General features: G+C 68.0%; 12 protein-coding genes. 5 read left to right on the top strand and 7 right to left on the bottom strand.

From position 1 onward, the window contains the following. Positions 1-11: 11 nt before the first annotated feature. The 5 genes from QUV35_RS04005 to QUV35_RS04025 all read right to left on the bottom strand — a co-directional run bounded on the left by QUV35_RS04005 (position 12) and on the right by QUV35_RS04025 (position 5,324). Positions 12-1,058, bottom strand: coding sequence for a TRAP transporter substrate-binding protein (locus QUV35_RS04005; RefSeq protein ID WP_300871038.1), 1,047 nt, complete (start codon positions 1,056-1,058; stop codon positions 12-14). Positions 1,059-1,194: 136 nt separating this feature from the next. Further along, positions 1,195-1,896, bottom strand: a complete 702-nt coding sequence (locus tag QUV35_RS04010) for a fumarylacetoacetate hydrolase family protein (protein ID WP_300871039.1) — start codon at positions 1,894-1,896, stop codon at positions 1,195-1,197. Positions 1,897-1,946: 50 nt separating this feature from the next. Then, on the bottom strand, positions 1,947-2,270 hold the full coding sequence (locus QUV35_RS04015; RefSeq protein ID WP_300871040.1) for a 2Fe-2S iron-sulfur cluster-binding protein: 324 nt from the start codon (positions 2,268-2,270) through the stop codon (positions 1,947-1,949). A 19-nt stretch (positions 2,271-2,289) separates the two neighbouring features. Then, complete coding sequence (locus QUV35_RS04020; protein ID WP_300871041.1) at positions 2,290-3,765, bottom strand: glutamine synthetase family protein; 1,476 nt, start codon at positions 3,763-3,765, stop codon at positions 2,290-2,292. Further along, positions 3,762-5,324, bottom strand: a complete 1,563-nt coding sequence (locus tag QUV35_RS04025) for a Rieske 2Fe-2S domain-containing protein (RefSeq protein ID WP_300871042.1) — start codon at positions 5,322-5,324, stop codon at positions 3,762-3,764. Before QUV35_RS04025 ends, QUV35_RS04020 begins: the two co-directional genes overlap by 4 nt. Positions 5,325-5,389: 65 nt before the next feature. On the opposite strand from QUV35_RS04025, the gene QUV35_RS04030 reads away from it, so the two are divergent. The 5 genes from QUV35_RS04030 (at position 5,390) to QUV35_RS04050 (ending at position 10,448) form a co-directional block, all read left to right on the top strand. After that, a complete protein-coding gene (locus QUV35_RS04030; RefSeq protein ID WP_300871043.1) occupies positions 5,390-6,109 on the top strand; it encodes a GntR family transcriptional regulator in 720 nt (239 codons plus the stop codon). Between the two features lie 29 nt (positions 6,110-6,138). Continuing rightward, entirely contained in the window at positions 6,139-7,704 is a 1,566-nt protein-coding gene (locus tag QUV35_RS04035) for a thymidine phosphorylase family protein (RefSeq protein ID WP_300871044.1), read from the top strand. Next, entirely contained in the window at positions 7,704-8,603 is a 900-nt protein-coding gene (locus tag QUV35_RS04040) for a ribose-phosphate diphosphokinase (RefSeq protein WP_300871045.1), read from the top strand. Before QUV35_RS04035 ends, QUV35_RS04040 begins: the two co-directional genes overlap by 1 nt. Positions 8,604-8,703: 100 nt before the next feature. Further along, entirely contained in the window at positions 8,704-9,186 is a 483-nt protein-coding gene (locus QUV35_RS04045; RefSeq protein ID WP_300871046.1) for a hypothetical protein, read from the top strand. Between the two features lie 152 nt (positions 9,187-9,338). Then, a complete protein-coding gene (locus QUV35_RS04050; protein ID WP_300871047.1) occupies positions 9,339-10,448 on the top strand; it encodes an alkene reductase in 1,110 nt (369 codons plus the stop codon). 42 nt (positions 10,449-10,490) lie between these two features. Here QUV35_RS04050 and QUV35_RS04055 read toward each other — a convergent pair whose 3' ends face one another. Continuing rightward, on the bottom strand, positions 10,491-11,081 hold the full coding sequence (locus QUV35_RS04055; protein WP_300871048.1) for a hypothetical protein: 591 nt from the start codon (positions 11,079-11,081) through the stop codon (positions 10,491-10,493). Positions 11,082-11,095: 14 nt separating this feature from the next. After that, positions 11,096-11,656, bottom strand: coding sequence for a hypothetical protein (locus tag QUV35_RS04060; protein WP_300871049.1), 561 nt, complete (start codon positions 11,654-11,656; stop codon positions 11,096-11,098). Positions 11,657-11,740 lie beyond the last annotated feature (84 nt).

The following is an 11,740-nucleotide window of genomic DNA, read 5'->3' on the forward strand; positions in this document are numbered from 1 at the left end:
CTGGATTGGTTTCAGGTGGTCTTGCCGTGTTTGACGATGAGCGCCTTGGCCGTTTCCAGCAGTTCCTTGCCGTTGAAGCCGCGCTTGTCCATGTCCTGCACCCACTCGATTTCCACCAGCCGTGCCTTGCGGCGGAACTCCTGCGCTTCGGCCGCGGGGATGGTGTAGATCGTGTTGCCCTGCTTGACCGCCGACTCGCGACCGGCCGCGTCGCCGCCTTGCTGGGTCTTGCCGAGCCAGCCCGAGGTCTCCAGGCCGGAGTTTTTGTCGATCACGGCCTTGAGGTCGGGCGGCAGGCTGGCGTACTTGGCCTTGTTCATGGCCATCACGAAGGTGGTGGTGTAGAGCGCGCCGCCGGCGGGGTCGAACTCGCTGTGGAACTTGGTGAGTTCCTGCACCTTGACCGAGGGCACGACCTCCCATGGAATCACGCAGCCGTCGATCACGCCTTTGGACAGGGCATCGGGGATCTGCGGCAGCGGCATGCCCACCGGCGTGGCGCCGAGGTAGCCGAGCATCTTGGTGATCTGGCGGGTCGGGCCGCGCACCTTGGAGCCGCGCAGGTCTTCTGCGGTGCGGACCTGCTTGTTGCGCATGTGGAACATGCCCGGGCCGTGCACCTGAAGGGCGATGGGCTGCACGTCCTTGAACTCGTCCCTGGCCACCGTCTGCACGTACTCCCAGTAAGCCTTCGAGGTGGCTTCGGCGTTGTTCATCATGAAGGGCAGTTCAAACACTTCGATGCGGGGGAAACGGCCGGGCGTGTTGCCCGGCAGGGTCCAGACGACGTCGACCACGCCGTCACGCGCCTGGTCGAACAGCTGCACGGGCGAGCCGCCGAGCTGCATCGCCGGATAGGCTTCGAACTTGATGCGCCCGCCCGAGTCCTTCTCGACCTTGTCCATCCAGGCCTTGTGCATGTTCAGCCACACGTTGGACTGCGGCGACATGAAGGTGTGGAACTTGAGCGTGACACTTTGTTGCGCCATGCCCACCAGGGCGGGCGCGCCGAGCGCGAGGGCGGCGCCGGACTGGAGCAAGGTTCTGCGTTGGATCATGGAAAGGTCTCCTGAGGTCGATGAAAAGGTGGATCGAGGATAGGTCGGGCGCGCGTGCCCGGTGAGAGGTCAAACCCGCAAGCGATGCTTGGGGGTTTTACGTAGAGCCCGGGGCAGCGGGCGCCCTGTCGGTGCATCAGGTGATGGACACGCTGATGGGCGTGAGGCCATCCACACCGCCGACCAGGGTGTCGCCGCGCACCACGGCGTTCACGCCTTCGGGGGTGCCGGTGTAGATCAGGTCGCCGGCCTGCAGTTCCCAGGCGGCCGAGAGGTGTTCGATGGTCTCGGCCACGTTCCAGATCAGCTTGTTGACGTTGCTGCGCTGGCGCTCGCTGCCGTTGACCTGCAGCCAGATGGCGGCGTTGTTCACGTCGCCGGCGTCTGCCACGCGCGTGATCGGTCCGATCGGCGCGGAATGGTCGTAGGCCTTGCCGATGCACCAGGGGCGCCCCTGCTTTTTCATCTCGCCCTGCAGGTCGCGGCGCGTCATGTCCAGGCCCACGGCGTAGCCGTAGATGTGTCTGGCGGCGTCCGCGGCCTGGATGTTCTTGCCGCCGGTGCCGATGGCCACCACCAGCTCGATCTCGTGGTGCAGGTTGCTGGTGAGGCTGGGGTAGGGCGAGCTGGCGGTCTGGCCGGCGTCTGCCACCACGATGGTGTCGGCCGGCTTGAGGAAGAAGAACGGCGGCTCGCGCCCGGTGAAGCCCATCTCCTTCGCGTGTTCTTCGTAGTTGCGGCCCACGCAGTAAATGCGGTGCACGGGGAATCGTTCGGTGCTGCCCACCACGGGCACAGAGACGGTGGCAGGCGGTGCAAAGGCGTGGTGCTCGGACATGGGTTCGGCTGTTGTGGGTTGGTGTGGAAGGCGGGTGCGCCCAGTGTGCATCAGTGTTGCGAGGAGGGCAGGCGAACCACCATGCCGTCGAGCTCGGCGGTGAGCCGCACCTGGCAGCTCAGGCGGCTTTGCGGCACCACCGGGCTCGAAGCGAAGTCGAGCATGTCGAGCTCGTCGGGCACCGGCGCGGGCAGCAGCCCGGACCACGGTGCGTCGATCATCACGTGACAGGTGGCGCAGGTCAGGCTGCCGCCACAGTCGGCCTCGATGCCGGTGACGTTGGCGTCCACCGCGGCCTTCATCAGGCTGTCGCCGGGGCGGGCCTCGATGTGGGTGTGGGTCTGGTCGGGGTGGATGAACCGGATGGAGATCATGTCGGTGTCTGCGGCAGTGTCATGTTCGGGCGAAGTATTCGCGGCATTCGAAATCGGTCTTGTCCTCGGCCTGCGCGTGGCGGTCGATCTCGCTGCGCTTGAGGCGGCAGAAATGGTGGACCACTTCCCGGCCGAGGCCTGCGCACAGGGCCGCGTCGGCCTCCAGCGCCTGCAGCCCTTCGGGCAGCGAGGTGGGTATTTTCTCGCCGCCGTCGGCATAGGGCGTTTCGCTCGCGGGAGCGGCCCGCAGCTGGCGCTGCAGGCCGTCGAGGCCGGCGTGGATCTGTGCTGCCATGTACAGGTAAGGGTTGGCAGCGGGTTCGCCGATGCGGTTTTCGATCCGCGTGGCGTCGTCGCCCGCGCCACCGACCACCCGCAGCATGGCGCCGCGGTTGTCGCGGCCCCACAGCACGGCCTGCGGCGCCAGCGCATTCGGGCGAAAGCGCGCGAAGCCATTGATGGTGGGCGTGCACAGCGGCGTCATGCCGCGCGCGTGCGCCAGCAAGCCGGCCAGCCAGTGGCTGCCCGCGTCCGACAAGGTGTGCTGCGCGTCCAGCGGCGTGCTGCCCGGGGCCGGGGTGTCGCGCACGCAGGCGTTGCGCCCGGTCCTGAGGTCCACCAGCGACTGGTGCAGGTGCCAGCCGCTGGACATGATGTGCGGGAACGGCGGGCGGCACATGAAGGTGGCATGGAAGCCCGCCCGGCGCAGCGCCTGGCGAACGCCGTTGCGAAACAGCACCATCTGGTCGGCCGCGGTGAGGGCGTCGGTGGCGTCGAACACCGCCTCCACCTGGCTCGGGCCGAGTTCGATCTCCAGCGACTGCAACGGCAGGCCCAGCGCCTGCGCGGTGCGCTGCACGATGCGCAGCGGCTCCTCGCTCATGTCGGCCAGGGCTTCGGACTGCAGGATGTAGCCGGGGTGGATCATCTCCACCGTGGGCGGCAGACCGGGCCAGCCGGCCAGCTCGGGATCGAGCTGCGGCTGGCTGCTGGTGATGCGGTAGATGTGGAACTCGACCTCCAGCCCGGTCCTGAGTCCGTGGCCCGTCTCCGCCAGCCGGGCCAATGCGGTCTGCAGCACGCGGCGGGTGTCCAGAGGCACTGGCGCGCCGTTGGCAAACCAGGGCTGGCAGCGCAGCCAGCCGGTGCCGGGCGCCCAGGGCAGTTCGACGAAGCTCTCGGGGTCGGGCAGCAGCACGAGGTTGGCCGCACCCGCAAAACCGGGCAGCTCGGCCGCCGCACCGGGCTCGAAGACCTTCCAGGCGGTGCGATCGGCCGTGTCCTTGAGCATCAGGGTGCCGACCATGCCGACGCCGTCGACCAGGGCGCGCATGGCCGCGGTGGCGCTCAGCGTCTTGCCGCGCAGCATGCCGTGGGTGTCGCACCAGCCCATGCGCACCAGCTCGACGCCACTGGCCTCGATGCGTTTGACCAGTCGCACGCAGGCCGCCTCGCGGGCGGCGGAGTGGATGCCGCAGCGCTCGGCGAACGTCATCCGGTCACTCCGGTTCGCCCTGAGCCGGTCTGCGTTGGGCTCGAGCCCTTCTCCGTCTGGATCGAGCCTGCCTCCGTTCGCCCTGAGCTTGTCGAAGGGCTCACCAGCACCTGTGGATGGGCTTCGACAGGCTCAGCCCGAACGGATGCAGGCTCCGCTCGAACGGATGCTGGCTCGGCCCGAACAGAAGTGGGTGTGGTCGGGGTGGGGGCCGTGGCCTTCCAGGGTGCGGCTTCGCGGCGGGCGCGCACCGTCTCCTGCCACCAGGCCTGCCAGGCTTGCGCGGGTGCGATGCCGTCCACCGTGTCGGGGCCGGTGATCTGCCCGTGCAGGGCCGGGTCGGCGATGCCGGGCGCCGTGCCGCCTTGCTCCACGGTGTCGATGGCTTGCTGCAGCAGGCGCCGGTTGGCCATGATGACCTTGTCGGTGGTGCCCAGGTGCTCGCGCGTGCGGTCCTGGATGGCGCCCATGCTTTCGCAGGCCCACTGGTCGTGCACGTTGATGTCGTCCTCGCCCATGCCGAGGTAGGTGCGCGTCTTCTGCTCTTCGGGGTTGAAGCCCCAGTGGTTGTGGCTGCCGGACTTCGGACGGTAGTCGGGCAGGGTGACGGTGGCCAGACGCTGGTTTCGCATGGCCGTCTTGTCCACGGCGCCCTCGAAACTGGTGAAGAAGGCAAACCAGTAGTTGTGGGTGTCGTCCACCGGCACATGCATCTGCGTGATCGTCATGGTCTCCGACAGCGGGATCACGAAGGTCTGCGGGAACACCGCGTTGGTCACGCGCACATGGGCGAGTTGTTCGTTCATCGGGCGCAGCGCGGTGAGCTGCAGGCCGTGCGGCCGGGCCTCGAACGTGATCTGCGGCTGGCCGAACTCGCGCAGCACGCGCGTCATGGGCCAGCGCTCGCCGGCCACGTCGCCGGCGCTGGCGCCGCGAAACTGTTTGCCGTAGCTGTCGTCCAGCGAGGCGTCGTTGAAGAATCGGTGCAGGTACGACGCGTGCGCCGGGTCGATGCCCACCTCGAAGGCCTGCAGCCAGTTGCAATGCCACAGGCCCTTGAACGCAAACGTGTGCGTGGCCGGTGCCATGAAGCAGTCCAGCGAGGGGAAGGGCGGAGGCGTCTGGTCTTCGGGCCCGAACCAGCCGAACAGCACACCGCTCCTTTCCAGCAGCGGGTAGCTGCGCTGGCGAATGCGGGTGCACAGCGTGCTGCCGGCCGGCTCGCCCGGCGTCTCCAGGCACTGCCCGCTGGTGTCGAACTTCCAGCCGTGGAAGGGGCAGCGCAGCCCGTCGCCCTCGTGGCGACCGTAGGCCAGGTCGGCGCCGCGGTGCGGACAGTCGCGGTCCAGCAGGCCGTGGCGGCCGTGCTCGTCGCGAAACAGCACGAAGTCCTGCCCGAGCAGGCGCACGGGCTTGACCGGGCGCACCGCCATGGCTGGATCCAGCGCGGGATCGAATTCGTCGAGCAGGGCCACCGGCTGCCAGTAGCGGCGCAACAGTTCACCCCCCGGGGTGCGCGGCCCGACCTGGGTCAGGCGCTGGTTGAGTTCGGCTTTCATGCAGGCTCCGATGGTCGGATTTCAAACGGTATCCCATTTTTTTGATTCAGTGTACAGTTTGCCGCATGAGCCTGCAAGACACCGTTTTGATGCAACTGCGCGACCTGATCCTGAGCGGCCAGTTCGAGCCTGGCCAGCGCCTGGCCGAGCAGCAACTTGCCGAGCGACTCGGTGCTTCGCGCACACCGGTGCGCGCTGCGCTGGTCACCCTGGAGCAGGAGGGTCTGGTGCAAGCCAACGACACCGGCAAGTACCTGGTGCGCCAGTTCACGGCGCAGGAAGTGAGCGACGCCATCGCGGTGCGTGGCCACCTCGAAGGCATGGCCGCGCGGCTGGTGGCCGAACACGGTCTGCCGCGCCAGTTGCAAAACCAGCTGCAGGCCTGCCTCACCGACGGCGACCGGCTGCTGGCCGACAACCCGCTGAGCATCGAGAGCTACGCGGCGTATGCGGTGATGAACGATCGCTTCCACGCCTTGCTGCTGGAGGCCTGCGGCAACCGCGCGCTGCAGCGTGCCGTGGCGCTCAACGACAAGCTGCCGTTTGCCCCCGCCTCGGCCATGCTGCCCATGCAGGGCACGGTGGCCCTCGACCGCGACTGGATGCTGTATGCGCACCGCCAGCACCACATGCTGTTCGACGCGTTGCAGCGCGGCGAAGGCGCACGCGCCCAGGCGCTGGCGGTGGAGCACACCGAGGTGGCGCAGATGAACATGCGCCTGGCGCTGGAGCGGCGCGCCGAGTCCGAGCGCGTGATGCCCGTGATGCGGCTTGTCGTCGGCTGAGGACACGGCAGCGGTGTATCGTGCCGGGCATGTCATCCACCGCTGAAACAGTTCCATCCACCGGTCTCACGCTGCGCCGTGTGGCCATCGACACCTATCACGAGAACGTGGCCTACCTGCACCGCGACTGCGCCGTGGTGCGGGCCGAGGGCTTCCAGGCCTTGTCGAAGGTGGAGGTGCGGGCCAACGGCCGGCGCATCCTGGCCACGCTCAACGTGGTGGACGACAGCAGCATCGTGGGCTGCAGTGAAATCGGAGTGTCGGAGGACGCCTTTGCCCGGCTGGAGGTCGCCGGTGGCCACCCGGCCTCGGTGTCGCCGGCCGAGCCGCCCGAATCCATCCCGGCGCTGTTTCGCAAGATCAACGGCGAGCGGCTGGGTCGCGACGACTTCCGCCACATCGTCCGCGACATCGCCGAGTTGCGGTATTCCAAGATCGAACTCACCGCCTTCGTGGTGGCCTGCAACCGCAGCGAACTGGACCGCGAAGAGGTCTACTTCCTGACCGAGGCCATGGTGGCCAGCGGCCGGCGGCTCGACTGGAACGAGTCGCTGGTGGTCGACAAGCACTGCATCGGCGGCATCCCGGGCAACCGCACCTCGATGCTGGTCGTGCCCATCGTCACCGCCCACGGGCTGGTGTTTCCCAAGACCTCGTCGCGCGCCATCACCTCACCCGCGGGCACGGCCGACACCATGGAGGTGCTGGCCAACGTGGAGCTGCCGTTCGAACAGCTCACCGGGATCGTGCGCCAGCACCGCGGCTGTCTGGCCTGGGGCGGTGCGGCCATGCTGTCGCCGGCCGACGATGTGCTGATCTCGGTCGAGCGCCCGCTGTCCATCGACTCGCCCGGCCAGATGGTCGCCTCCATCCTGTCCAAGAAGATCGCCGCCGGTGCCACCCACCTCGTGCTCGACATCCCCATCGGTCCCACCGCCAAGGTGCGCTCGATGCCCGAGGCCCAGCGCTTGCGCCGCCTGTTCGAATACGTGGCGCAGCGCATGCATCTCTCGCTGGACGTGGTGATCACCGACGGGCGCCAGCCGGTGGGCCGGGGCGTGGGCCCGGTGCTCGAGGCGCGTGACGTGATGCAGGTGCTGGAGAACGACCCGCGAGCGCCCGATGACCTGCGGCAGAAATCGTTGCGCCTGGCCGGGCGCCTGATCGAATGCAACCCCGATGTGCGCGGCGGCGACGGCTTCGCCATTGCGCGCGACATCCTCGATTCGGGCCGGGCGCTGGCGCAGATGCGCGCCATCGTGAAGGCCCAGGGCGACCGGGGTTTCGACCACCACCACCCGGTGCTGGGCCCGCTCACCCTGGAGGTGACGGCGCCCGCCGCCGGGGTGGTCATCGGCATCGACAACCTGCAGATCGCACAGATCGCGCGGCTGGCCGGCGCACCCAAGGTCAAGGGCGCGGGCGTGGACCTGTGCATCAAGCTCGGCGAGCCGGTGGCCGCCGGCGATGTGCTCTACCGGGTGCACGCCAGCTACCCGGCCGACCTGGAATTCGCGCGCCAGGCCAGCGGGCGCGCCAGCGGTTTCAGCCTGGGCACCGCCGCCCAGGTGCCCCATGTCTTTGTGGAGTTCTGATGTCCCTCTCGAGCATGCCCGCTGCGGGCTGTGTGCTGTGTTTCGACGATGAAGCCTCGCAGGCTGGCCAGGCCGCCAGCGCCTGCGGCATGGCGCTGGCGGTGGTGGAGCGCCACCGCTTTCCCGATGGCGAGCTGCGCCTGCGCCTGCCCGCCGCCCTGCCCGCGCGGGTGGTGCTCTGGCGCGGTCTGCAGCAGCCCAATGAAAAGCTGGTCGAGCTGCTGCTGGCCGCGCAAACCGCGCGCACGCTCGGGGCAAGGCACCTCACCCTGGTTTCGCCGTACCTGGCCTACATGCGGCAGGACATCGCCTTCAACCCGGGCGAGGCGATCAGCCAGCGCATCGTGGGAGGTTTCCTGGCCCAACTGTTCGACGCCGTGATCACGGTCGATCCGCACCTGCACCGGGTGGCCACGCTGTTCGAGGCCATACCGGTGAAAGACGCGATCGCACTCAGCGGCGCGCCGCTGCTGGCCGACCACATCGCGACGCAGCGCCAGCGTCCGCTGCTCATGGGCCCGGACGAAGAAGCGCTGCAGTGGGTGGCGCTGGCGGCTGACCGGCATGGCTGGGACCATGCGGTGTGCCGCAAGACGCGCCATGGCGACTGCGAGGTGGACATCGAACTGCCCGGGCAGCCGGTGGCGGGCCGCGTGGTCGTGCTCATGGACGACGTGGCCAGTTCGGGCCACACGCTGGCGCGGGCCGCCGTGAAGCTGCGCGCCGCGGGGGCCGTCTCTGTCGACGTGGCGGTGACCCATGCGCTGTTTGCACCGGGCGCGGTGCAGCTGGTGCGCAGTTCCGGCGTCGGCGAGATCTGGAGCACCGACTGCATTGCGCACGCCTCCAACGCGGTGAGCATCGTGCCAGCGGTGGTGGCCGCGCTGCAGGGCCTTTGAAGGGTTGCCTGCGCATTGAGGTTGCTCAACGCCGGCTGCGCGCTGCTGCCTAGACTGGTCAAGCAGGGGAATGAACCCTGTTTGCTCCAAGGAGACTTTGATGCGCGCCTTTTTGTCCTGTGCACTCTCGCTGCTGGTGTCAGGCGGCCTGACCGGCTGTTATGTCGTGCCCGAACGCCAGGCCGACGGGCAGGTGGTCTTTCAGCACTACCCCTTGCCGCCACCGGGCTTGGTGGTGCCGGCGCCCGCGCGCGCAGTACCCGGCGGCGCTTCGGCCCCCGCCAACCTGCCCACGCGCCTGTACCCGATCAACGACATTGCCACCTCCACCGGCATCGTCACCGGGTCGGTGACCAACATGATGACGGGCAAGGGTGTGTTCAACGTGTCCTACCTGGGCGAGGTGCTCACCGGGGAGGCCACGAGGGTCTCGAACGACGAGCGCCGCGGCGTGGCCAGTGCGTTCAGCCCCAAGGGCATGTACATGTCGTGCGAATACCAGATGAACACACCGTACCAGGGCGCAGGCACCTGCACCTTCTCCAACGGCGCGTCCTACCGCATGCACATCGGCGGCAACTGAGGGCCCAGGCTGCACACGCGCGGCCGGCGCGTCGGCATGCCCGTGAATGGCCGTGGTGCACGCGGGTTATGGCGCATGTCCGACCCGCGAGCGTGGGTAGGGGGGAATACTCGGATTTTCCCTTTGCTCCTTCACCGGGCTGCACCGCTCCCATGACCACCAACTCGCTGTTTTCACCCCTCACCGCCGGCAGCCTCTCGCTGGCCAACCGCATCGTCATGGCCCCGCTCACGCGCAACCGCGCGCCCGGCGCCGTGCCCACGCCGCTCATGGCCACGTATTACCAGCAGCGCGCCAGCGCCGGCCTGCTGATCACCGAAGCCACCGCCATCAGCCACCAGGGGCAGGGATACGCCGATGTGCCGGGGCTGTACGCGCCCGAGCAGATCGAAGGCTGGAAGCGTGTCACCGCGGCCGTGCACGGCGCAGGCGGCAAGATCGTGACCCAGCTCTGGCATGTGGGCCGCGTCTCGCACACCGACCTGCAGCCCGACCACGGTGCGCCCGTGGCGCCTTCGGCCATCGCGGCCAGGACCAAGACCGTGCTGCTCAAGGACGGCGCACCGGTGTTCGTCGAAACCTCGCTTCCCCGCGCGCTGGAAGCCAGCGAACTGCCCGGCATCGTGGAGGACTACCGCAAGGCCGCGCTGGCCGCGATCGAGGCGGGTTTCGACGGGGTGGAGATCCACGCCGCCAACGGCTACCTGATCGACCAGTTCCTCAAGACCGGCAGCAACCATCGCACCGACGCGTATGGCGGCAGCATCGAAAACCGCGCCCGGCTGCTGGTGGAGGTGATCCGGGCCGTGACGGATGCCGTTGGCGCGGGCCGCACCGGCGTGCGCCTCTCGCCCGTGACACCGGCCAACGACGTGATCGATGCCGATCCGCAGCCGCTGTTCACGCACGTGATGAACGAACTGGCGAAGTTCGACCTGGCCTATGTGCACTTCATCGAAGGCGCCACCGGTGGCGCGCGCGAACTGGCCGAACGACCGTTCGACTACGACGCCCTGCGTGCGGCGTATCACGCAGCCGGTGGCAAGGCGGCGTGGATGGTCAACAACGGCTACGACCTGCCGATGGCAGAACAGGCCTTGGAACACGGCGCCGATCTGGTGGCGTTTGGCCGCACCTACATCGCCAACCCCGATCTGGTGGCACGCCTGGCGCAAGGTGGTCCGTTCAACCAGCCCGACAACAAGACCTTCTACGGCGGTGGCGCCAAGGGTTACACCGACTACCCGGCGCTGGCCGCCTGAGGTCGCCGGACATCGCCTTGGCGGGCGCTGCCCGGGTCGCGTTCAACGCAGCCGTGCGTCGGCCTGCACCTGCTGTTTCAACTGCTCGGACAACTGCGCAGCGGCGCGCCGTCCCGCCAGGCCGAAGTCGCTTTTGAACTCGGCAAATTCGGCGGTACCCCTGGCCTGCGTTTGCAAGGTCGTCACCGCCTTGCCCTCGGCGTCGATCACTTCGCAGGTCAGGTGGATGTCGAACCGGGTGGGTGGCCAGGTGAACAGCGAGGGCGAATCGGTGTAGGTCGTGATGCTCGGCGAAAACACGTAGCTCACGCCGAAGCCCGCCAGCGCTTCGCGATCGCTCGCCGATTTCACGACGAACACATCGGCGTACACCGCGCGCAGCGCATCGCGGATCGACTTTTCGAGGTCGCGGTACGGAAAGTAGCTCACCTTGTCACCGCCGCCGCCGGCCGTGATGACTTCCTTTGACCGGTCCGCTTCGGTCATCACGTAGGCGACCTTTTTCGGGTTGAGGCCGGCTTCGTTGCGCACCGGTGTTTCCAGCGGGCTGATGCCGATGGGGTGCGCGCAGGCGGTGAGGATGGCGATCAGCGTCGCTGCCAGAGGAATGCGCCAGAAGTTCTGAAGAGACATGGGTTTCTTTCGTTTCAGGGTTGGACGGCGGTGATGAAAGCGGGATCGGCGTACACGGATTGCAGCAGCGTGCGCACCAGGCGCGGGTATTCGCTCTGGCCCCTGGGCACGGCCACGGCGGCGGCAAAGCTCGATTCAAACTGCGTTCTGGCGCTGTAGATCTTCTCGTGCACGGTCTGGCCGCGCTTGACCACGCTCAGCTTCACGTCCATGAAACCCTCGCCGGTGTTCAGGCCGGACACGTCGATGTCGTTCTTCAGCAGCGTGGCCTCGATGCGGGTGTCGGCCTTCGGGTCGAGCACCCTGAGCTCGGTCAGGTCCGAGCGCAGCGCCTCTTCGAGGTAGCGGGCAAACGAGCCGCCGGGCGCCACGAAGGGCGCGCCGCGCAAGGTGATCCTGTTCACCGGCGCTTCGGGGCTGCGCGGCTGGAACTCACCCACGGCGATCTTGCCGAGCTGGCTCGTCTTGAGGCGGTCGATGCTCGGGTAGTCGGGGCTGTAGGTCGGGGCGACAAACGAGGCGCAGCCAGTCATGGCCACGGCAAGCACGGTCAACAAGGCCATGCGAAGTTTCATGGGAGGTTCCTTTGCTGGTGGGATGCACATGCACCGCGCAGGAATATAGCGAGCGGCCGGCGGCTCGCCGGGAAAGCTCCCCCG

The organism is Hydrogenophaga sp. (genome assembly GCF_030373225.1).
In the GTDB taxonomy this organism is placed as follows: Bacteria; Pseudomonadota; Gammaproteobacteria; order Burkholderiales; family Burkholderiaceae_C; genus Hydrogenophaga.